The sequence below is a fragment of the Actinomyces sp. oral taxon 170 str. F0386 genome (assembly GCF_000195595.1).
Lineage (GTDB): Bacteria > Actinomycetota > Actinomycetes > Actinomycetales > Actinomycetaceae > Actinomyces.
The window spans coordinates 11,351-33,700 of record NZ_GL882519.1; the positions used below are offsets into that span (position 1 = coordinate 11,351).

Sequence of the window (22,350 nt, forward strand, 5' to 3'; positions counted from 1 at the left end):
TAGCGGTCGTTTAGGTGTGGGGTCGCTTGCCGCCACCCGAGAACCCTCGCGAAAGGTGCGCCGCGTGAGGCAGGCACTCATCTTGCTACTGATATGCACCGCCAACTTCATGAACGTCCTGGACGTCACGGTCGTCTCCGTCGCGCTTCCCGACATGGGCGCCACCCTGGGCGCGTCGCTGAGCGAGCTCCAGTGGGTCGTCAACGCCTACACCCTGCCGCTCGGGACGCTTCTGATGTCGGCGGCGACGCTGAGCGGATCGGTGGGGCGGCTGCGCCTCTTCCGGTGGGGAATCGCCCTGTTCACGGCCGGTTCCCTGACCTGCGCGCTGGCACCGTCGGTGGACGTCCTGGACTGGAGCCGCTTCATCCAGGGCGCGGGTGGAGCGATCTTCCTGGGCGTCGGCGTCCCCATGATCTCCGACCGCTACCCGACCGGCCCCGCCCGAGCCCGGGCGATCGGGGTCTACGGGGCGGTCTCCGGCGCGGCCATCGCCCTGGGACCGCTCATCGGGGGCGGCCTCGTGCTACTGGCGGGCTGGCGCTCGATCTTCTGGGCCAACGTCCCAGTGGGCCTGGCGGTCTGGCTGGGCTCGCGCTGGGTTCCCGAGGCCGGAGCGGACCTGGGTGCCGCGGCGGCAGGCGCAGCAGCCAGGAAGGTCGACTGGCCGGGCACGGCCCTGTGCGTCGCTATGACAGGAGCGCTCACCCTCGCGCTCCTGCAGGGCAACACGTGGGGGTGGACCTCGCCCGCGATCGTCTCCCTGCTGGTTGGCTCCGTGGCACTGTTCGGTGCGTTCTACCTCGTCGAGAGACGGGCTGCCAGCCCCATGGTCGACGTCGGTATCCTCACCGAACCCACCTATGCCGGCAGCGTCATGGTCGGGTTCATCATCCAGGCGGCCCTCATCGGCCCGATGGCCTTCCTGTCCCTGTACGCGCAGAATATCTACCGGCTCACCCCGGCCCAGACCGGCCTGTGCTTTCTGCCCTTCAGCGCCTCCGCCCTCGTTGTCGCCGCCACCTGCGGGGGAGCGGTCCGACGGCGCGGGGCCAGGGCGAGCCTGCTGGGGATTGTGCTGGGCGGTGTCGTCGGCTCCTGCCTGCTCATGCTTCTGCGCGGATCGAGCACCTGGCTGGTCCTCATCCCCGGGCTGGTCCTGGCGGGTGCCGCCACGGGGGCCACGGGCACGATCGTCAACCAGCTGGCGGTCTCCTCAGCCGACGAGGACACTGCCGGAATGACCTCAGGGTTCTCCGCCTCTGCTCGTCAGCTCGGCATTGTCATGGGGGTCGCGGTCGTGGGCGTGAGCTACGAGCGTGTCATCCGGCGGGTGATGACTGCCTCCCTGGAGATCAGCGCCCTGGGTCGCGCGTCGGACCGGGAACATCTCGTCTCCCTGGTGGCCTCCGGTCAGGGGCTGCGCGCCCTGGACGGCTGGCCCACCGCGATGCCGGCCGGCGTGCGCTCGCAGCTGACGTCACTGGTCCGCGCCGCTACGGATGCGGGCCTCACCGTCAGCCTGGCGGTCGGGGTTGCCGCGATGCTCGCCGTGGCGATCTACCTGGCGCTCACCGTGCCCGGTCGGCGCGCGATGGCCGAGGACCCGCACATGTTCGCCTCGTGACCATGCACCTGTGCGGTCGTACCTTATGTCGCGCGTTCGAGGGGTAGAGGGTACGAGCAGGCGACCTACCCGACGAACGCGTGGGCGGTCGGGCCGTGCCGCTCGCCTGCCGCGGGTGGTCAGCCGGCGGCGGGGGAGGTCTGCGTGGTGAACTCCTCCTTGCCCTGGTTGTCGGTGACGACGGCGGTGATGACGGCCTGTTGGTCAGCGGGGACCATGACGGTGGCCCGGGCGCCGGTGAGGACCTCCTCGGTGCCGTCGGCGTGCTGGATGTACCAGTCGATGTTCGCGACCGCGCCGTCGGCGTCAGTGGAGGCCGAGGCGTCCAGGGAGAGCCGGTCATCGTCGCGGGTGAGGGTGAAGGCGCCGGTGGGGCGCATGTTGTCCGCCTGTGCCTGTGCGGCGGCGGGCTGATCCTGCGCGGCCTCCTGGCCCTGGGCGTTCAGGGCGTCCATGACGGAGGCTGCCATGGCCTTGTGGCCGTCGGCGTTGGGGTGGAATCTCCCGTCGTCGATGAGACCCTGGAACCAGGAGGACTGTTGGCCGCACAGCTCGTGTCCGGCGAAGGAGCCGGAGGGGTCGGTGAACTGGTAGCCGTAGCGCTGGGCGGCGGCCCTTGCGGCGGAGTTGAGGTCGTTGATCTTGGCGTTGATCCAGCGCTGGTCCACCTTGGTGACGCCTTCACAGCGTCCCGGGACCGGGAGGATCTGGCCGGCTCCATGTGGGGTGAACATGCGCGGGTAGCCGACAGCGACAACGGTTGCGTTGGGGGAACGTGCGGCGATGTCGCTCATGATGGTGTCGTAGCTGTAGATACCATCCTGTGTGGTCTTGCCGGCCAGGGCATCGATGGCGCCGTCGACCCGCTCGGAGACCTCCTTGTTGCCGGAGCAGTTGGAGAAGGGCGCGGCGGTGACGCACTTGGCGAAGATGCTGGAGAATCCGGCGTCATTGCCTCCGATGGAGAAGGTGACTAGGCCGATGGAGGAGCCCAGGTGGTCGAGCTGTGCGGGCTCCTTGCCGGGGGTCTTGGCCTCGTAGAAGTGCTTCGTGAAGGCGTTGGAGCAGGCCCCGAAGTCGAGCGTCTTGTCGGTTCGATTGGCGATGGAGTGCGCGTAAGCGGCCTCGGCTCGTTTGCAACCCTCATCGTCGTAGGGAGGTGCTCCGAAGCCGGAGGCATAGGAGTCTCCCAGAGCCACGTAGCCGCCTGCTGGCAAGGACAGTGCCTGGGGAGCGGAGTACACCGGGAGGCCGACGGCGGTGAAGGAGGCCAGTACCGTGGCGAGTAGGCCCAGGCGGATGGAACGGGCGGGGCGACGTCGTCGTGTTGGGGTGAGCAGTTGACTGGACGTGGTCGGGAGGGGGGATCGGTGGGAACGGTTGTGCACAGTGAGCTCCTCGACATTATGGAACTGCTGCTCAGGAAGAATACTATTGGTCGGTGAAATTGTGTGGGTGGCGGGGCCATGTGTCACAGAAGGAGGAGAAGCGAGTGGATCACCAGAAATCCATCAGTGCGCGATGCTCCCGACTGCCGGCTCATCCGATCGGATGAGCAGCCGCACTTCGGGCTGGGCGGCCCTCGTTCCGGAGTGCTGTCGCGGCGTGTCGAGTGGCAGGTGAGGTCGCTCCGAGTGGTGCGGTTGATGCAGGAAGCCTTTGTAGGATGCCGGGCATGAGAAAAACAGCGAGGCGGCGCTCGGCCGATCCAGGAAGTGCCGTCTCAATGCGAGCGTCCGTGCAGTCCGCGGTGACAGGGAGCTCGCCACGCCGTCGAACGAGCGTCAGCGCCTTAACGCTCCTCATCGGAGGGTGCCTGAGTGCCTGCGGGACAGGACTCACCCCCGCAGTAAGTGGCTCGGCCACCGTCGCGGGCCCGATCCCCTCCGGTCTGGAGTCCTTCTACCGCCAGACCGTCGACTGGTACCCCTGCGGAGCCACCGGCGGTATGGAGAAGACCGTCCAATCGAGTACCGCCACGACGTCGGAAGTAACGGTCGCTCCGAGCTTCGACAGCGCGAGCGGGACAGACGGCACCTCCGAGGGAACCGATGACGCCACCTTCAGCTGCGCCGTCGTCACCGTCCCCCTCGACTACACCAACCCTCAGGGCGAGTCCATCTCGATCGCCATGAAGAAGCGCGCGGCCGCCGGCGGCCACTCGCAAGGCACTCTGTTCATCAACCCCGGCGGCCCCGGCGACTCCGGGGTCGCCTTCGCCGAGCAGGCGGGCACCTCCTTCGCTCCCGAGCTGCTCAGCGCCTACGACATCATCGGCTTCGACCCGCGCGGGGTCGGTTCCTCCACGGCCATCACCTGCACCACCGACGACGAGTCGGCCGGCACTGCTGAGCCCTCCACAGCGGCGACCGCTGAGACAGCTTCGGGCACCGACTCCTTCGAGGAGTGGTCGGAGGCTACCCGGCAGTCCTTCCAGGACCTGGTCGCCCAGTGCGCCGCCGGCACCACGCCCGCCGCCCTGCTCGACCACGTCGACACCGTCTCCGCCGCCCGCGACCTCGACATCCTGCGGGCGCTGGCCGGTCAGGAGAAGCTGACTTACCTGGGCTTCTCCTACGGCACCTACCTGGGGGCCGTCTACGCCGAGAACTTCCCCGGCAACACGGGGCGCATGGTGCTCGATGGCGCGATCGACCCCGCCCTGTCCCTCGCCGACCAGGGACTGGGGCAGGCCACGGGCTTCGAGCAGGCACTGCGCACCTACGTCGACTACTGCCAGTCCTCCACCGGCTGCCCGCTGAGCGGTGGCACCGACGCCGGAGTCCAGCAGATCCGCAACCTCATCACCTCAGCAAACAGCACGCCCCTGCCGACCAGCGACCCGAACCGCACCGTGACCGGCTCGGACATCGTCACGGCCCTGAGCGAGTACCTCTACTCCTCCGAACAGGCCTGGGTACCTCTGACCAGCGCCCTGGACCAGGCCATCAACCATCGCGACGGTTCACTGCTCGCCGTCCAGGAGGACCAGGCCGCGGTCTCGAAGGACGACAGCGGCGGTGCCTTCCAGGCCATCACCTGCCTGGACTACCCGGTGGAGGACGACACGGCCACCTGGTCCGCGCAGTACGAGGAGGCCAAGCGCGTGGCCCCGATCTTCGGGAACACCTCGGTCGGCATGGACCTGGTGTGCAGCGTCTGGGGACACAACGGGACCCGCAAGCCCACACAGATCCACGCCCACGGCGCCGCGCCGATCCTCGTCGTGGGAACCACCGGGGACCCGGCCACCCCGTACGCCTGGTCGAAGTCCCTCGCCGAGCAGCTCGACTCCGGCCAGTTGCTGACCTGGGAGGGCAACGGGCACACCGCCTATGGCGGCGACGCCCCCTGCGTCAACGACGCCATCGACGCCTACCTGCTCTCCGGCACCATGCCCAAGGAGGGCCTGACCTGTCACGGCAGCGAGTAGGCTGCCGAGGTGAGTGGGCGGGCCGTGCCGCTCGCCTGCCGCGGGTGGTCAGCCGGCGGCGGACACCTGCGTGGTGAAGTCCTCCTTGCCCTGGTTGTCGGTGACGACGGCGGTGACGGAGACCTGCTCATCGGCGGGGACCGTGGTGGTGGCCCGGGCGCCGGTGAGGACCTCCTCGGTTCCATCGGCATGCTGGACGTACCAGTCGATGCCCGCGATCGCGCCGTCGGCGTCGGTGGAGGCTGAGGCGTCCAGGGAGAGTTGGTCGCCGTCGCGGGCGAGGGTGAAGGAGCCGGCGGGGCGCGTGTTGTCCACCTGTGCCTGTGCGGCGGCGGGCTGCTCCTGCGCGGCCTGCCGATTGTTCAGGGTGTTCATGATCGAGGAGGCCATGGCTTTGTGGCCGGCGGCGTTGGGGTGGAAGCGTCCGTCGTCGAGCAGTCCGTCGAACCAGGAGGTCTGCTTGCCGCACAGCTCGTGGCCGGCGAAGGAGCCGGAGGGGTCGGTGAACTGGTATCCGTGGCGTTGGGCAGTGGCCCTGAGAGCGGTGTTGAGCTCGTTGGTGCGGGCGTTGATCCAGCGCTGGTCCACCTTGGCGAGCCCCTGGCAACGGCCGGGAACCGGACCGCCTTTGCCACCCTGCCGAGTGAACATGCGCGGGTAGCCGACGGCGACGACGGTCGCATTGGGGGCGCGGGTGGCGATGTCGGTCATGATCGTGTCGTAGCTGTAGACGCCGGCCTGCTTGCCCTTGCCGGCCAGGGCATCGATGGTTGAGTCGACCGGCTCGGTGACCTCCTTGTCGCTGCTGCAGTTGGAGAAAGGAGGCTGGGTGGCGCACTCGGAGAGAATCTTGGCGAAGCCGGCGTCGTTACCGCCGATGGAAAAGGTGACCAAGCCGGTGGAGGCGTCCAGGTGATCGAGCTGGGCGGGTTCCTTCCAGGGAGTCCGGGCCTCGTAGAAGTGCTTGGTCCAGGCTCCCGCGCAGGCGCCGAAATCGAGTGTCTTGCCGGTCTTGTCGGCGACCTGATGCGCGTAGGCAGCTGTGGCCCGCTTGCACTTGTTGCCGTTCTCCACCTGCACGTCAGTGCCTTTGGCGTAGGGAGGAGCCCCGACGCCGGAGGCGTAGGAGTCGCCCAGGGCCACATAGCCACCTGTCGGTAGGGACGGCGCCAGGGACACGGAGTGGACTGAGGGGCCGACGGCGGTCAAGGCGGCCAGTACCGTGACCAATAGGCCGAAGTGGAGTGTGAGGCGCCGTGTACGGCCGACAGTGGTGGTCAGTGGTGTAGATAAACGCATCAGTCGGTTCGAGAGTGATAAATGACGTGTTGACATCAACGATATCGGGCCTTCTTGCTCAGTCCTATGAGGGCTTGTATCTGCTGTGAGGATATGTGTTTGTCCAGGTCAGAGACTGATGTCCCATTACCAAAAATATGGCCAGTTAAGATCTTTGCTGAAAGGGGCAAGAGCGAGTGAGAGAGCGAAGGCGAAGTGAAACATCATCGTTCCTTTCCGGATATCGGTGCTGGTGACGCACTAAGTATCTCCTGCTGGATAGTGGTGTGAATCACCCATCCGGATAGGTCGATCGGGTGATTCCGTTCAAACCAGATTGTGCTGTAGGGCGTATACCACTGCTCCCACCCGGTCCTGGACTCCGAGCTTGGCGATGATCGCGGAGACGTGAGTCTTGACCGTGGCCTCGCTGAGCCTCAACCGGGTCGCAATCTGCTTGTTGGTCTTGGCGTCGACGACAAGCGTCAGCACCTCCCGTTCTCGTTCTGACAGGGGGATCCCATGGGGGAGCGGGGAAGCGCTCTGCTGTGTCTGAGTCTGCTTCGAGGTGGACTCTGAGGGCTGGGCAGAGCCGTTTGCCCATAGTCTGGCCTGGTCGCTGATGATGGCCGATGATGTTGGAGACAGGACGAGATTGCCTGCGACCGCCTGCCGGATGGCGCCGGCCAAGGAGGATGCGCCATCCTCCTTGGCAACGAATCCGCGTACCCCCAAGGCCATGGCGTCGTCGACGATGGAGTCGGCTGTGAACGTGGTCAGGATAAGGATCGCAGTATCCGGGTTCTCCTCGAGAAGTGCTTTAGCCAGTGCAAGGCCATCCATCTTGGGCATCTGGATGTCCACGAGAACGGCCTGGACCTTACCGTCGACCTCCGAGGAGTGGAAGAGGTCGAGTGCCTCCTGGCCGTCCTTGGCTGTCCAGGCAACGACAATGTCGTCATTCTTGGACAGGAGATCTGTCAGCGTCTGACGGACCAGAGCGTCGTCGTCCGCGATACCAATGCTGATCATGACTCATCCTCGATAACGAGTGCGGGTGACTGTGAGAGAGGGATGAAGGCGGATGTCAACCAGGTGCCATTGTCCATCAGTGTGTCCAGTGAGCCGCCAATGGTTGAAAGTCTTTCCTGCATACCAAGTATGCCCATCCCGGAGGAGGGGAGCGTATGATGCGAAGCGGAGACCCCATTGGTCACCACCAGGCGAGCCTTATCCACGTCCTGACTCAGGGTGATGGTGACTGGCCGATCGCAGTCCGCGTGCCTAAGAACGTTAGAGCTCATCTCCCGAAGTACCCGGGAGAGAATAGCGGCTTGAAGACGGTTGTAGTGCCCATCTCCTCTGCACTGATAGGTCACGGAGTAGCCGGATGCGGACAGGTCATCGGCGACGGCGCGTACAGACTCCTCAAGATCCAGCACGACGGTTCCCAGCCCGGTGATACTTGCACGATCGGTGTTCTTGTCGTTGTTTCGTAGGGCTCGAAGCACGAGGCGTAGCTCGTGAAGCGAGTCGGCCGCGGTGGACTCGATCGCGGCGAACTCTTGCCGTGCGGCGGCGGGGTAGGAGGAGTCCGCGGCTGCGCGTTGCGCCCGCAAGGCGGTCTGGGACATCGAGTAGGCGACGAGGTCATGCATCTCACGTGCGATTTCCTCGCGGATAGAAGACAGCTGCTCAGTGGCGACGGAGATCTTTTGACGTAACGCCGCCTCCGTGCGACGGATCATTGATCCGGGAAGAAGGGTGCAGGCTGCGAGGAACAGCTGTGATGCCGCCACAGAGATAGGGCCTGTAGGGGTGATGACCGCCAGCGGGACAATGAGAGCAAGAGTTAGCGCAATCCGCAGAGGGAGGAACAGTCCCAGGTAGAAGAAGAAGACGGCGTTGGTTATCACCACATCGCCAGCGGGAACGTGCGGCACCTGAAGGAGCACGATCCAGAGGGCCAGATAGCCGAGAGATCCCGATATGGGGTATGCAGGAATGAGGGACAGAGTGATAACTGTTAAGAGAAGAAAGATGAGGCGTTCTGTGCTGGGTGAGTTGAAGAGGGTGAGCATCAGCACCAGGTTGATGACACCAACTATGGATCCGATAGCGGCATATCGCTGCCGGGATCGGGATGCACTCCATAGATGCACGCCCGACCACCAGTGGTGGCGGGCGGTGATCTCCTCTGAGAAGTTGCTCACAAAACTTTAATACCGGATAAATTATTGGTGTGTCAAGCGTTTTGTGAGAGTGAGGGCGGGGTCGACACCAAGCACCGCCCCGTCCTGGAGGCCATCCTGGCCCTTCGGCGGGCGCGCGATGCCGTTCCGGAGGACTCGGTGGTGGATTCAGTGGTGGACCAGCGGAGCGTCACCGTCGATTGACGGCGCCGAGGATGACGCTGATGTGGTGTGGCAGAACTGGATCAGGGGTGGAGCGTTGAGCGGCCAGAAAGAGGCTGGCTTCCTTGAGGTCGTTGACGAGGTCCTCGGGCGTGACGAGGTAGCGCTCGGAGACGTACTCCTTGTCACGGCAGCGCAGGATGGTGCGCCGCCTACGACCCGCATGGTCGATCTCCTCGGTGAGGTATGCATCTGGTCGGAGCCGGATTGTGCTGGTTGCGGCTGCGGCAGGGAGTACTCGATCAATGGAGGCGATGAGGGCGCCGCCGATCGCCAAATGGGCGGCCACGCATCGTATGGTGGCTCGTCGCTGTTCAGGGTTCAGGAGGGTGATGGTTGCCATGGGGAGGCAGACGGCCTTGAAGGACTCCTTGATGTCGAAGGAGACCATGTCCGCCTGCTGGATCTCCACCCGGCCTGCGATTCCCGATTGGATGGCCTGCCGTTCAGTCAGTCGTTCGGCGAGAAGACTGAGCACATCGATGCTGAGGTCGGTGGCGAGCACTCGGTGCCCAGCGGCTGCCATGGGCACAGTGACGCGCCCCGAGCCGCAGGCAAGTTCGAGGACCCGCAACCCGGCCAGTGTCTGGTCGGGCAGGATCTCGAGAAAATCGAGGATTGAGGCAATCTCAGTGTCGTCCCGGTGCGTGAGCTCGTGGTCATGGCGAGCACCGGTGCCGAAGGAAAGGCTGTCATGGCCCGCTGCTCGTACCTCAACCATAGGGGATCACCTCCTGAGGCTCCGTGGGGTGGTTGGCCGACTTGACCTCCAGACGCAGGCCTGAGCAGCAGGGGGCTTCGGTCGGATCGAACCGGCGGTAATCGTGCTGCGCAGGGCGCCGAGGGAGCAGGTATGGGCTGCGGCGGTTGCGGCAGGCCGGAGTCTGGCCCGCACCTGGAGTGAGTAACAAAATTGGCGGCAATGGCGTTTGGACATCAGCGTGTCCTTCCTGTCGGAGGAGCAGGATGCTCCCGATGTCACAGTTCAATGACGGTAAGAGGCTGATTCATGGAGTGAGGAACCTCAGTGTCCGAAGAGCCCTCGACTTGATGCTATTAATCCCCGTCACCTTGTCCGAGGAACCTCAGTGTCCGAAGAGCCCTCAGCAGCAGTCCACCAGTCAGTGCTGCTTCCTTCTTAGCGCTCGCCTGCTGAGGAGAACGGTGGCGGTGATGAGGATGGTGTTCCAGATGAGGAACCAGGCGATGCTCGCGGGTGTGGGCATGGCCAGTGTGCGGGCCTGCATGCCAATGCTGACCTGGGAGTATGGGTAGAGAGCACTTATCGGCGGAGCGACGAGGAGGATGGCCAGGCTGAGGAAGGAGGCTCCCATGCCGGTCAGGACGGTGGTGGCGAAACTGGGGACGTAGATGCCGACGAGCAGCTGGGCGGTCGCGATGGTGACGGCTCCGAAAGCCCCCAGGAAGGCCCAGGTGGTCACGGTAGCGATGTCGGCCGGAGTGAAGTGGAAACCCAGGGCTGCGCTGGCAGCCATGACGAGCAGGAGGAAGGCCATCTGGCAGTAGAAGGCGAACAGGGTGGTCAGGATGAGTTTGCCGGTGTAAGTGGTGATGGTTGCGCCGTAAGTGGCCATGCGGCGCCAGTTGTCGTGCTCGTGCTCCATGCGGGTCAGGCCGGCGGCGCGGAAGGTAATCAGCATGGGCAGGAAGAAGGTGCCCCACATCAGCCCGCCTTGGCCCCACACTACCTGCCAGGTGACGCCCTGATCGCGGAAGATCTCGGTGTTGTCCAGGTATTTGAACACGCCGCTGGCGGTGTTGAGGGCGGCCAGGGCCAGAGCGAAGGTGGCCAGGATCCAGGACCGTCTGGACTTGACGCGCTCGATGGCCAGGGGCACTAGGATCCGCTCGTGCAGCCGACTCGTCCTGGTGGTGGTTGGGCCCGTCTGGGGGAACTCGGGCATACCGGCGGGTGCAGCGGTACTGATTGCTGCGGTCATGGTGGTCTCCTCTTCGTTCTGGTTGGATGTCGTTTCCTAGCGAGCTGGGGGTGTCTAGCGCGTGATCTGTCGGCTAAAGACAGCCTGGGCCAGGGCTGTGGCGGCCAGGCCCATGACGATGACAAGGAGGGTGTAGGCACCCAGGTGCTCCAATGGGGCTATGCCGGTGGTGGTGCCCTCGCCGAACACCAAACGCACGGGGGAAAGCAGAGCGGGGTACTGCCAGGGCAGAACGATGGCTACTGAGCTGGGCATAAAGATATCGGTGAGGGTGCCGAGTAGGCCGCCCAGGGCACCGACGGTCAGCGTCAGGGCCTGGCGCTGGACGAGCATGGCCAGGACCAGGTGGATGGCGGTCATCGCGATGTTGGCTACGAGCAATCCACCCAGCCAGGTTGCGGTCATGCCCAGGTCGGTGGGCACACCGTTGGCAGTTGCCACCAGAGTGGTTATGGATACCAGGGCGATGACGGGGACCGAGCAGATGGCCAGGGCCGTGGTGAGCTTGGCCAGGAACAGGGAGGTGCGCGACTGGCCGTCAGCGAGGAGCTGGGACAACATGGTGCTGTCGTGCTCAGTGGCAGCCAGGCGCGAGGCCACCACTGCGGAGACGATCGGCGCGATCAGGGAGTGCACACCCGTGGCGTTACCGATGATGTAGCCTGTAGTTGCCGCGACACCGCTGGATATCCTGGCCAGGCTGATGACTGTGAGCGCTGTGGCCCAGACCAACTCCAAGCCGGTGGCCAGGCCGAGGGTCAGCCATAGACGCGACCTCTTGAGCTTGGAGATCTCCAGTCCTAGGGCTTTCATGCTCCCACCCTCCTCATCCCCTGGTAGGCGGTCTGCTGGGCTGGGTCTTGGTAAGCAGCCTGGGTGTAAGTGGGTACCGGTCGGGCTGGGGCCCGGCGGGGTCCTTGGGCGCCCGGGTAGCCGGGTGCCGGCGCCTGTGACGGAGTGCTCTGCCGCTGGACTGGCGCCTGACGGACGTGAGCGGGCTGGTGCGGCGCTCCGCGCGGTGGCTGCTGCTGGGTACTGGGCTGGCCCTGCGGGGGTGCCTGCTCGGTGATGTCCAGGAAGATCTGCTCCAGGGAGCGGCGTCTCAGCTCGACTCGGTAGATGCTGGTGCCTGCGGTGACCAGGGTGGTGACCAGCCGGGCGACGTGATCGTCGTCGTATGCGGGCATGATGATCTCGCCGTCCTGGACTGAACTGACCCGCCAGCCCTGAGCAGCCAGGGTCTGGGCAGTGGGGACCGCCTGCTCGGGGCGGGTGCGCACCACGATGTGGCCGGCCTCGGCCAGGGCAGACAGAGGACCTTGGTAGAGCAGATGGCCGTGGCTGATGATGCCGATGGTGTCGGCCATCTGCTCGATCTCGCTGAGCAGGTGACTGGAGACCATCACAGTGATCCCCCGGGAGGCTGGCAGGCTGGTGATCAGCTCGCGGATCTCGTGGATACCGGAGGGGTCCAACCCGTTGGTGGGCTCGTCCAGGATGAGGAGCTCGGGCTCTCCCAGCAGGGCCATGGCCAGACCTAACCGCTGCTTCATTCCCAGGGAGTAGTTCCGTGCCTGTTTGTTGGCTGCGTGGGACAGACCCACGGTATCCAGGGCCTGGTCGATGCTGGCTGCGCCCAGATGCTTGACCCGGCGCACGATGTCAAGGTTCTCCCGTCCGGTCAGGTGACCGTAGAAGGAGGGCTGCTCGATCAGGGAACCCACGCGGGCCAGTGTGCGTCCGGGTGAGAAGGGCTCCCCAAAGACCTCCACGCTCCCGTTGGTGGGGCGGGTCAGCCCGAGCAGCATCTTCATCGTGGTGGACTTACCCGCTCCGTTGGGGCCGAGGAAGCCGTAGACCTGCCTGGCGGGAACCTCCAGGCCGACACCACTGACTACTTCGGCATTTCCGTACCGCTTGGTCAGTCCTGTACTGCGCACCACCAGGTGCTGCCTGGTATTCAGCATTGCTGCGCTCCTTTCCGATTTCGTCGCCGCTAAGCGCGGGGACATCGACTGCATGATTTGAAAGGCGTATCCACTCTAACACCGTTAAGAAAATCCATGTGAATGATTCTGGTCCTACGAACGGGCTAGTCGATCGTCGTATTGACGTTCTGGAGTTGGGGTGCTCAAAGACGGTAGGTATCGGTCGATGGTAGCGAGATGCCGTCCACCTGTTGTGTCGACATCAGGAATCAGTGGCGATATCGCGCGCAGCAAATGCTGGCAGCCTGTTCAGAAAAAGAGGTCGTCCATGTGGGTCACCATATTCGCTCCCTTGATGGTGCGCGGGGGCGCGCCTAGCGTCGGTACCGAGGTTCAACTCCTGAGTCGCCAGTCTTGGAGAGTCTGGCGTCCGTTGAGCCGCCACAGGATTCGTCGATGATTCATCGATGAGCCGACAACATGAACAGCACCGTTAAAGGGCGGTGCGAACTCGAAAGGAGAACATCATGAGCAACATCAACATGCAGGCGGCAGCCGCCCTCGATGAGCTGAGTGACGCGGAGCTTGACCAGGTTCTGGGGGCTGGCAACGGCGTGTACTACACGCTTAGTCATGAGTGCCACATGAACAGTTGGCAGTTCATTTTCACGTGCTGCTCGTGAGTGCGCCCCGTCCTCGGTAGGCCTCGAGAGTGGTTGTGGGTAGGCCGGGCCGTCTGCCCGGTCTACCCACAATGCGCATCGCACATCGACAACATGAACGGTACCGCTAAAAAGTGGTGTGAACCCGAGGGGAGAATGTCATGCGGTTTATTTGCGGGCATGAAACATGTGCTCCCTGGTCTGGGTAAACGTAAACGATTGATGCAGCTGTCAATAATCCTCTGGGAGTAAGATTATGGGTCATTCACCTGAGATTCCGTTTTATACCTATGTATCCCTGTGGGGTGAGGATGTGGGTTCTTTAGCTAGGCGGTTCCTGCCTCCTCAGTATCTTCAGGGAGAAATTCTGGCTATAGTCGGTCCGGTTCTGGTGTATCTCATCAACGAGTACCGACTGCAGGATCAACTTGACGGGGACTCCCCGCAGAAACGTTACCGGGACTTCGAGGCCTTAGCCCGTCAGAAGGTGATCCCTGATGTCGCCTCCAGGTTCCCGGACGTTCTTGAGCGCCTTCATTCACGGCTCGACTCTCTTGAGTCCCTGTGCGCCACGGTGCGTCAGCGCTTCAAGGACGACTATGAGTCACTGGTAGCCGAGTCAATCCTTCCGCCCGAGGCTTCCGATCTTCTCCAGATCAAACCGATGGGAGACCTTCACGATGGAGCCGCCACGTGCAGGCTCTCCCTGAGTGGGGACGCGACTCTGTACTACAAGCCCCGGGAGTCCTCCGGTGAGCTCCTGGTGCAGGCGGTCTCCGACACGGTCGCGGCGGCGGCCGGAATCAGTGCGCTCCGAGTAACGCCACGGCTCAGTGCTCGTTCCGGGTACTCCTGGGTGCAGGAGATAAAATCCGAGCCGTGCTCAAATAAAGACGCGGTGAACGCCTACTACGAGAGGGTGGGGCACCTGCTCCTCGTGGCCTACCTGGTCGGGCTGACGGACCTTCACCACGAGAACATCCTGCCCGGAGCCGGCACCCCCTGCGTCGTCGACGCCGAGACCATGTTCAGCACCCCGTTGCGGCAGCCTGTCTCCATCACGCAGGCGATGCGCGATGTCAACGGCTCCATCATGTCCTCCGTCAGCGGCTCAGGCATGCTTCCCGTCGGTACCGGTAACGAGATGTACGGGGGTGACGTCAGTGGACTGTCCCAGGGCAGGTGGCAAAGAGAGTCGCGGGCGCTTGTCAACCTCGGCCGCGACGACGTCAAGTTCACCAAGCAGGTTCTGGAGCACACTGACACGTCCCATCTGCCGCACGTCGTCGAGGACGGTGAGTCCGCCGCTCTGCAGCCGATGAACCACGTCGATGCCATAGTCCGGGGCTTCACGAGGTCTTACAGGGCGGCGGTAGAAGCCCGACGGGATATTGCTCTGCTGGTGGCCGACCGCGCCCCCAACGTCCAGTGCCGGCTTCTCGCCCGCAGGACCGCTGAGTACAGCATGTTCATGAGCTACCTATGGTCCGTGACCAGGATTGGTCGGCAGGAGGAGATCTATGAGTACCTTCGCCGCCGGTCCGAGGGCCTTTCCGAGCAGGTCGTCTCCTCTGAGATTGCCCAGATGAACGAGGGCAGCATTCCGATCTTCTGGTGCTCGGGAGACTCCACGGACGTCTATGACCCGAGCGGGGCGTTGGTGGCCAGTCTGGAAGCACCTCCTACCCACGGCGTGTACTCGGTCCTTGACGCGCTTGGCGACGACGACCTTGCCCTCCAGCAGAGGCTCATCCGCTTCGCCTTTGACAGCGAAACGACGCTGTCTCTCCAGAGTCCCCGGCGTATGAGGTACGAGCGCGGGCCCCAGACACCCGCGCACTCTGCGTACGAGGGGGCGAAGGACCTTTACAGGACAATATGCAAGTCTGCGGTCAGTTCCGAGTCGGACGGCTCTGTCAACTGGCTGAGTCTGGCAGTCGACGACCACGACGCGCTGGAGCTGCGCCCGCTCGCGGGGTCGCTCTACTCGGGAACACCGGGGCTCGCGGTGGGGCTCCTGAGCTACCGTGAGCTCACTGGCGACCGCAGCATGGATCCTGTGCTGCGCAGCATCGGCCGGGAGGCTCTCGAGTCCTACAGGCGAGGTCTAGCCGCGAAGCAGGCGCTCTTCTCCTACTACAACGGGACCCTGGGGTACCTTCCTGTTCTTCGAGCTCTTGGCGCCCAGGGCCTGACAGACGCTGACGCGGACCAGCTGACCCACGACTTCGTGGACACGTGCGCCTCGGTCCCTCTTGACGACCTCGATGCGGACGTCATCGGTGGGGCCGCCGGGACGATCATGGCGCTGGCAATCCTCCCGGACCGTCAGCAGGCCGAGCCGCTCATCGCTCGACTGGCCGACTACCTGGTCGGCCTACGTGACAGCGGCTGGGCCGTTCCCAGACCCCGGGCCATCGACAACGCCAGCTTCGCCCACGGTGCCAGTGGGGTCGCCACCGCACTGCTTCATGCTGCCGCGGTCACCGGTCGTGATGAGTACCGCGACTCCTGGAGGGCGGCCTGGAAGCACGACGAACGCTTCCGACGTCGGAACACCTGGGTGGACATGCGTCGAGACGACGGGCTTCCCAGCGCTAACTGGTGCCACGGACTCACCGGGCTCATGCTGGCCAGGTGCCGGTGGCTTGACCTTGACGACGAGCATGACCTGCTCTCACCCGACGAGCGTGCAGCCGTCAGTGACGAGCTGCTGCTTACTGCAGACGGGGTGGAGAAGTACGGGCTTGGGCTTGACACCTTTGCCGTCTGCCACGGCGTGGCAGGAAATCTTCTCGCCCTTGAGAACGTCGCCCACCGGCTTCCAGGCAGGTCCTGGGAGGATGAGTGGACGAGCATGAGTAGCTTCGGGATCACCAAGGACTGGCTGTGCGGCCTGAGTGGCCACTTCCAGTCGTACTCCGCGATGAGCGGGCTGCCCGGCATTCTGCACGCACTCGCCGAGCACGCCATGCCGGGCAGCCGCATGTCGCCGCTGCTCCTTCCAAGCCTTGACTGGGGTGGTAGCCATGCGCGTTAAGTTCCGGATGCAGACCGGAGAGCAGGACTGCCTTCTGGCCTGCTACTCCATGGCAGTCTCGTCCCTGGGGATCGACCTCCTCCCTCACGAGCTCTACGACGGTGATGCCCTGCCTGCGGATGGACTGAAAGCCAGCTACCTGAGGCAGATCGATCAGTCCATCGGCACCCGCACCCGCGCCTACCGGGATCCCGGGGCAGAATGGACACGTGAGGTGTTCACCTCCTTCAATGGCCCGGCGATCGCGCACTGGAACTCGAACCACTTCGTGGTGGTCGCCTCGATGTCACGTACCCACGTCCGCGTGTTCGACCCTGCTCTTGGCAGACTCCGCCTACCGCTGGAGGACTTCTACCGCTCCTTTGCCGGAGTGTGGATCCTCGTCGAGCAGGAGCGTCCTCCGGCTCTGGCGCCCCGTTCTCGGCCGCCTTCCGCTGTCCGAGTCTTCTTCTCCCGGTACCTGTGGCTGCTGTTCCTCGGTCTGACGATCGGTCAGGCAGCCTCCATGGCAGTTGCCGCCGGGGTGCGTACTGTCCTCGGTGCAGAGTATCTCTGGCCGATCACTATCGGCCTGGGAGTGGTGCTTGTCCTTTTGTACCTGGCGTCCGGTCTGATGCTAACTGCTGCTCAGCGTGGTCTGACGGGCAGGTTTGAGCGGCGCTACTCGGAATCACTCTTCCGCTCGGTGCTGAGGCGGCCCTACCTGTTCTTCAAGAGCCAGACCGTCGGGTCCCTGATCGAGGTCATCAGCCTGCGGGGAACGATCAGGGACGTCATCCTCTCCTCAGCGATCCCGGCTGCCATCAACTTCCTCTCCGTCATGGTCCTGGTGGTCTACCTGGCGTGGATATCCATGCCCCTGACCCTCCTGACGTGCGGGGTATCGCTGCTGTTCAGCATCCTGGCTGGACTTGCCGTCCAGAGGGAGCGTGACGCCAGTCAGAACTATGTCCAGCGCCAGATCGCCTTCACCTCAGCCATTCAGCAGGATATTCACTCTGTGGATGAGACCAAGGTGACCCGGACGGAGGACCAGGTGGCGGCACGCTGGTCAGCGGAGAACAATCGTCTGGCCGAGGCGTTCAAGACGACCCTGGGCGCCCAGAACCTCAGCGCGGGAGTCCAACGCGTCTACTATGGCGTCTCCCTGGTCGTCGTCGCGGCCTTCAGCGTCAGCCTCTACCGTTCGGGGCACGTCGGCATGCCTGATGTGGTGCTGTTCCAGTCGGGGGTGGGCATGCTGGCCGGAGCGACATCGGAGCTTCAGACCTTCTTCGTCTCCTGGGCAAAGGCTGCGGTCTTTGAGCAGAAGCAGGCTCCTCTTCGGGAGGAGCCCGAGGAGCAGCGCCGCGACGTCGTACTCGCTGACTCGCCGGCGTTCATCACGGCACGCGACCTGTCCTGCACCTACCCAGGTGGTGAACCGGTCTTCGCTCCTATCTCATTGACCATCGGTCAAGGAGAGCATGTGGCCATCATCGGGGAGTCAGGGTCAGGAAAATCCACCCTGCTGCACGCGCTCATGGGCCTGCTGCCGCACGACGGAACGGTCCAGTACGGGGACGGGTGGGACCGGTCGGGGCTGGGGGTGGTGCTGCCCGGCATGTCGCTCTACACCGGCACTGTGCGCGACAACCTGGTGGCTGACGGCGTGGACTGCACCGACGCCGACATCTGGGAGGCGCTTGCCGCAGTGAACCTCGCGGATACCGTCTCCCGCCTGCCTCGGGGGCTTGACTCCGCTGTCTTCGAGTCCGGCCGGAACTTCTCCTCCGGTCAGGCGCAGCGGATGCTCGTGGCCAGGTCCCTCATACGAGGCCGCCACTGCATCTTCTGGGACGAGGCGCTCAGTGGAGTGGACGCGAGCACGCGCGAGAGCATCTACCGGAACGTCTTCCAGTCCGACACGTACCGTGGCGTCACGATCATCGCTGTCAGCCACCAGATGGATATTCTGAGCCGGGTTGACCGAGTCGTTTATGTCAAGGGCAACCACAGCGCGCCGGTTATCGGCGTGCCGACCGCCCTGGAGCACACGAGCAGGCGGTACAAGAGGTTCGTTGCCAGCGCTAATCTGCTCGCCGCATAGACGTGCAGCCGAGCGCCCTCTTCTTCGTCGGCGCGGAAGGCGTCCTCAGCCCCCTCGGGTGTCGGATCGCTCAAGCGCCACGGAGGTGGCCAGCACGACGACGGCGCTCAGGGCCGCGCTGATACCGACCGTGACGGCAGCGCTCGTCCAGGTGAGGTCCTGGGCGGCGAAGACAAGGGCAGCACCATCGCTGGTGGCGCCGATCTGCGTCGTGCGGGTGACCAGGGCGTGCGGCAGGAGCCAGGCCGCCGGAATGTGCACCAGCAGCGCCGTCGTCCCCGCTCCCGTCAGCGCCAGACCGATCGCCACCGGCGCGGCGAAGGACCGGGTGAAGGCCGACAGACCCGACTGGAGGGCGCACACGGGTGCGCAGGCCACCGTGATCAGCAGCCCCACGATCAGGTACCGCGACGGCAGGATGCCCGGCAGCCCGAGGACGAGTGCCCCGACGGCGGCCGCCGCCATCACCAGGACGAGCTGCATGACGGCCGCGAGCAGCCAGGCAGCAGCGGCCTTGGCCGCCACCGTCCTCCACGTGGGGACGGGTGCGCTCATGAGTGCCAGCCCGTTAGACCCCTGGTGCTCAACCCTCCAGACGAGGGATGCCAGGACGCCGAGGGATACGGGGAGCAGCACCATCCCGTAGAAGCCGATGGACCGCACCCACAGGAGCTGCCAGTCCGTAGGACGCACGAGCATGCACGCGCAGAGGACCGAGACCGTCGGCAGCACGAGTACCACGCCCCAGCTCGCCGAGCGGCGCAGCTTGAGGAACTCGATGATGACGGAGGACATCTCACACCCCCTGATGATCGAAACGGATAGTGACCAGCGCAAACAGTGCGACCCCGACGCCGGTCAGAACCGTGAGGCCGACCAGGTGCGTATCGAGGTCCACCAGATCCGTCCCGACGAAGTCCGCAGGGACGATGAGCCCGTAGGCGGTCCACGGGCTCAGGTACCGCGCCCACAGCGGCATGACCGGGGCGAAGACGCTGAGGAGAATGCCGATCAGCCCCAGTGCCAGCGGCCCGAGCTGGTTCTCCACCCGCGCCGAGGCGAGCAGCTGCGCGCCCAGCACGGCGAGGTTGATGGCCGTCAGGCCCGCTACCAGTGCGAGCAGCCGGGGAACCGGCACCGGAGCCGTCAGTCCGACGGCGCGGCCGACGATGACCACGAGCGCTCCCCAGGCCGCCGGGATGGGGAGGATGAGCAGCCCCAGGGCAAGGAGCTTCACCCGGCACAGCCGGCCCGGGGTGGTGCCCGCGGTCGCCGAGGACATCCAGCCCTGCCCCGAGTGCTCCACCTCCACCTGACGGCTCGCCATGACGGCCAGGAGAAGCGGTGAGGTGAGTCCGACGGCGCCATGAAGGCTGACCATGAGGAGCCGCCACCCGTCGCCGTCGGCGTCGAACCGGTGGTTGACCAGCCCCGAGTTCAAGGCCGACAGAACAGTGATCGAGCAAACCCCCAGCAGGAGGAGCGCAGTGATGAGCCCGATCCGCAGGTGGCGCATCTTGGCGTACTCATTGCGCACCATCCTCGTCGCCGACCCGGTCCTCATAACCCTCCCCCTTGAGTGAGAGCCATGAAGACGTCCTCCAGGGTCTGCTCCTCCTGGCGGACCTCGTGCACCCCGATGCCCTCGCGGACCAGGAGTGTGACGACGTCGGCCCTGGCCTGCCGGCTCAGGCCCGGGACCCGCAGCAGCCCGTGCTCACGGGCGGACGCCGTTCCTCGTGCGAACAGGAGACGGGCGGCGGCCGGCGGGTCCGAGCAGCCCAGAAGCGTGTCCGGCGCGGAGGCGCTCATGAGCTCGGTGCGCGTTCCCTGGAAGAGGAGCCCGCCGTGCGAGACGATCCCCAGCACGGTGGCGACGCGGTCGATCTCGCCCAGCAGGTGAGAGGAGACGATGACTGTGACGCCGTCGGCCGCCAACGACCTCAGGAGTCGGCGGATCTCCTCGATTCCGGCGGGGTCGAGGCCGTTCGTCGGCTCATCGAGGACGAGCAGCGAGGGCCTGCGCGCCAGCGCCATGGCGATGCCCAGGCGCTGCTTCATGCCCAGGGAGTACTCGCGGACCCGCTTGTCCATCTGCCCGCCCAGGCGCACGGTGTCCACCGCGTCCTTGACGTAGCGGTCGGGGACGTCGAGCAGGCGCTGGACGATCCTCATGTTCTCGGCGCCGGTGAGGTGCCCGTAGCCGGGCGGGGACTCGATGAGCGAGCCGATGTGGGCCAGGTGCCGGCGTCGAGTGCTCCGGTTCATCGGCTCCCCGCCGATGAGCACCTGGCCGGCGCTCGGCTGCACCAGGGAGAGCAGCATCTTCATGGTCGTGGACTTGCCCGAGCCGTTGGGGCCGAGGAATCCGTAGACGGCGCCCCGAGGTACGCGCAGGTTGAGGCGGTCGACGACGGTGCGCCGTCCGTAGCGCTTGGAGAGATCAATGGTGCGTACGAGGTCGTTCATGCCCCCGAGCCTCCCCGCCGGGGCGGCCTCCTACCTCCGCCGCGAGGAGCAGCCTCGACTATGCAATGTGCATAGAGGGGGTTGAGGGTGATGGTGCCGCTCTGAACCTGCTCCGCCCATCAACCGGCGGGCTCCCGTTGACACCGGCGAGGCCTGCGGCGGTATCGACAACCTACTTTCTGGTCGAGAACTGCGCTTTCTCGCAGGCAGCTGGGCCCAGGTCGCTGCGATTCGCAGACATCTCGTACGTCGTTCTGGAGGCGTTCACACGGCGTTCTCCAGTGTCAGCAGCGCATGCTTCACGTCCAATCCCCCGATGTAGCCGCCCAGACTGCCATCAGTGCGCAGCACGCGGTGACAGGGCACCACCACCGGCAGCGGATTCGTCGCGCAAGCGGTTCCGACCGCGCGGACAGCCTTCGGGTTGCCGACGCACTCGGCGACCTCCTTGTAGGACTGCGTGTGTCCGTAACCGATGTGCGGGAGGTATCGCTGGACGACCTGGCGGAATCCTGACGACAACGTGTAGTCCAGCGGAACGTCGAACACACGCCGTTTACCTGCGAAGTACTCGTCCATCTCGGCGGCAACTACATCAAGTCTGCGGGGTGCTTCCAGTACTCGCGGGCTGATCCTGGTTGCCAACGTCTCCAGCGCGGTGTCGAATCCTTCACGTTCGAACGCCACTCGTACTAGGCCGTTGTAAGTCGCCGCGAGCAGCAGCGGGCCGACGGAGGTGTCGATAGTGCGGTAAGCGACATCCAGTAGACCATCGCGATCAGCCGCGGCTGTGAGTCGGGCGTGCAATCTGTCCAAATCGACACGATCGACCGGGAATGGGGAGGCCATGTCCGCCGTCTGCTCGGTGTCGGCAGGACGAATACCTTCTCCTTTGGTCATATCGGTCATCGAAGTGCTTCTTTCGTCTGTTCTTCCGCGTAGATCTTTCTCAAGTTCCTGATGCCGTCGGCCGTCGCACGACGTACCGCCTCGGTGCTGCCGCCGATCAGCGCTGCTGTCTCCGCATGTGGGAGCCCTCCGAAGTAGTGGTAGGCGACGGCGAGGCGTTGGCGCTCCGGGAGAGCTGCAACAGCCGACCAGACTCCATGCTCGTCTTCATCGGGATTTCCAAGCGGTGACCGCTGCTCGGGAAGATCCTCGGCGGGAGTCGCGTGACGTGCCCTGGCTCGGAGGATGTCGATCGTCTTGCGCTGGGCGACACGGACCAGCCAGGCTTCGATGTTCGTGTCGTTGCTCAGGTCCGGCCAGGCGCGCAACGCGGCCAGGAAGGTTTCCGACCAAGCATCTTCCGCGTCTGGGCTTGGACCGAGCACGGCACGACACACTCGGAACACGGTCTCTCCATGTTCCTTCACGGCTTGTTCGAACGGATCTTTCATCTTCATCCCAAGGTATACGTAGGCGCCGGGGGAAATGCGAGCCCGGCAG

General features: G+C 64.8%; 18 protein-coding genes. 5 read left to right on the forward strand and 13 right to left on the reverse strand.

All coding sequences use genetic code 11. The features are described from left to right. The first annotated feature begins 64 nt into the window (after positions 1-64). A complete protein-coding gene (locus HMPREF9056_RS03280; protein ID WP_009402771.1) occupies positions 65-1,627 on the forward strand; it encodes an MFS transporter in 1,563 nt (520 codons plus the stop codon). Positions 1,628-1,746: 119 nt separating this feature from the next. On the opposite strand, the gene HMPREF9056_RS03285 is transcribed toward HMPREF9056_RS03280, so the two are convergent. Next, positions 1,747-3,015 (reverse strand): SGNH/GDSL hydrolase family protein, encoded by a 1,269-nt coding sequence (locus HMPREF9056_RS03285; protein ID WP_034513609.1) that lies wholly within the window; start codon positions 3,013-3,015, stop codon positions 1,747-1,749. A 287-nt stretch (positions 3,016-3,302) separates the two neighbouring features. On the opposite strand from HMPREF9056_RS03285, the gene HMPREF9056_RS03290 reads away from it, so the two are divergent. Continuing rightward, positions 3,303-5,060 carry an alpha/beta hydrolase gene (locus tag HMPREF9056_RS03290; protein WP_253269912.1) on the forward strand — a complete coding sequence of 586 codons (1,758 nt, stop codon included), beginning with the start codon at positions 3,303-3,305 and terminating at the stop codon, positions 5,058-5,060. 48 nt (positions 5,061-5,108) lie between these two features. Here HMPREF9056_RS03290 and HMPREF9056_RS03295 read toward each other — a convergent pair whose 3' ends face one another. From HMPREF9056_RS03295 to HMPREF9056_RS03325, 7 genes are all read right to left on the reverse strand, one after another. After that, positions 5,109-6,290, reverse strand: a complete 1,182-nt coding sequence (locus HMPREF9056_RS03295; RefSeq protein ID WP_009402777.1) for an SGNH/GDSL hydrolase family protein — start codon at positions 6,288-6,290, stop codon at positions 5,109-5,111. A gap of 375 nt (positions 6,291-6,665) precedes the next feature. Then, positions 6,666-7,370: a response regulator transcription factor gene (locus HMPREF9056_RS03300; protein WP_009402779.1), complete on the reverse strand. Its 705-nt coding sequence runs from the start codon at positions 7,368-7,370 to the stop codon at positions 6,666-6,668. Continuing rightward, the gene (locus HMPREF9056_RS03305; RefSeq protein ID WP_157184997.1) at positions 7,367-8,551 is read right to left on the reverse strand and encodes a sensor histidine kinase; all 1,185 of its coding nucleotides are present in this window, start codon (positions 8,549-8,551) and stop codon (positions 7,367-7,369) included. The genes HMPREF9056_RS03300 and HMPREF9056_RS03305 overlap by 4 nt, the downstream gene beginning before the upstream one ends. A gap of 169 nt (positions 8,552-8,720) precedes the next feature. Further along, positions 8,721-9,473: a daptide-type RiPP biosynthesis methyltransferase gene (gene mpaM, locus HMPREF9056_RS03310; RefSeq protein WP_009402782.1), complete on the reverse strand. Its 753-nt coding sequence runs from the start codon at positions 9,471-9,473 to the stop codon at positions 8,721-8,723. A 400-nt stretch (positions 9,474-9,873) separates the two neighbouring features. Next, positions 9,874-10,713: an ABC transporter permease gene (locus tag HMPREF9056_RS03315; protein ID WP_034513611.1), complete on the reverse strand. Its 840-nt coding sequence runs from the start codon at positions 10,711-10,713 to the stop codon at positions 9,874-9,876. A 54-nt stretch (positions 10,714-10,767) separates the two neighbouring features. Continuing rightward, a complete protein-coding gene (locus tag HMPREF9056_RS03320; protein ID WP_009402786.1) occupies positions 10,768-11,526 on the reverse strand; it encodes an ABC transporter permease in 759 nt (252 codons plus the stop codon). Next, the gene (locus HMPREF9056_RS03325; protein ID WP_009402787.1) at positions 11,523-12,680 is read right to left on the reverse strand and encodes an ABC transporter ATP-binding protein; all 1,158 of its coding nucleotides are present in this window, start codon (positions 12,678-12,680) and stop codon (positions 11,523-11,525) included. The genes HMPREF9056_RS03320 and HMPREF9056_RS03325 overlap by 4 nt, the downstream gene beginning before the upstream one ends. Before the next feature lie 488 nt (positions 12,681-13,168). On the opposite strand from HMPREF9056_RS03325, the gene HMPREF9056_RS03330 reads away from it, so the two are divergent. The 3 genes from HMPREF9056_RS03330 (at position 13,169) to HMPREF9056_RS03340 (ending at position 18,432) form a co-directional block, all read left to right on the forward strand. Continuing rightward, the gene (locus HMPREF9056_RS03330) at positions 13,169-13,324 is read left to right on the forward strand and encodes a lacticin 481 family lantibiotic (RefSeq protein WP_009402788.1); all 156 of its coding nucleotides are present in this window, start codon (positions 13,169-13,171) and stop codon (positions 13,322-13,324) included. A gap of 235 nt (positions 13,325-13,559) precedes the next feature. Then, entirely contained in the window at positions 13,560-16,343 is a 2,784-nt protein-coding gene (locus tag HMPREF9056_RS03335) for a type 2 lanthipeptide synthetase LanM family protein (protein ID WP_087942174.1), read from the forward strand. Continuing rightward, complete coding sequence (locus HMPREF9056_RS03340) at positions 16,333-18,432, forward strand: cysteine peptidase family C39 domain-containing protein (RefSeq protein WP_009402790.1); 2,100 nt, start codon at positions 16,333-16,335, stop codon at positions 18,430-18,432. The genes HMPREF9056_RS03335 and HMPREF9056_RS03340 overlap by 11 nt, the downstream gene beginning before the upstream one ends. Before the next feature lie 45 nt (positions 18,433-18,477). Here the strand turns inward: HMPREF9056_RS03340 and HMPREF9056_RS03345 are convergent, their stop codons facing one another. From HMPREF9056_RS03345 to HMPREF9056_RS03365, 5 genes are all read right to left on the reverse strand, one after another. Next, positions 18,478-19,227, reverse strand: a complete 750-nt coding sequence (locus HMPREF9056_RS03345; protein WP_009402791.1) for an ABC transporter permease — start codon at positions 19,225-19,227, stop codon at positions 18,478-18,480. Position 19,228: 1 nt separating this feature from the next. After that, positions 19,229-19,996, reverse strand: coding sequence for a lantibiotic ABC transporter permease (locus tag HMPREF9056_RS03350; protein ID WP_009402792.1), 768 nt, complete (start codon positions 19,994-19,996; stop codon positions 19,229-19,231). Further along, on the reverse strand, positions 19,993-20,901 hold the full coding sequence (locus HMPREF9056_RS03355; RefSeq protein WP_009402793.1) for an ABC transporter ATP-binding protein: 909 nt from the start codon (positions 20,899-20,901) through the stop codon (positions 19,993-19,995). The genes HMPREF9056_RS03350 and HMPREF9056_RS03355 overlap by 4 nt, the downstream gene beginning before the upstream one ends. A 264-nt stretch (positions 20,902-21,165) precedes the next feature. Further along, positions 21,166-21,810 carry a methylated-DNA--[protein]-cysteine S-methyltransferase gene (locus HMPREF9056_RS03360; protein ID WP_009402794.1) on the reverse strand — a complete coding sequence of 215 codons (645 nt, stop codon included), beginning with the start codon at positions 21,808-21,810 and terminating at the stop codon, positions 21,166-21,168. Next, complete coding sequence (locus HMPREF9056_RS03365; RefSeq protein ID WP_157184999.1) at positions 21,807-22,301, reverse strand: RNA polymerase sigma factor; 495 nt, start codon at positions 22,299-22,301, stop codon at positions 21,807-21,809. Before HMPREF9056_RS03365 ends, HMPREF9056_RS03360 begins: the two co-directional genes overlap by 4 nt. Positions 22,302-22,350: the final 49 nt, after the last annotated feature.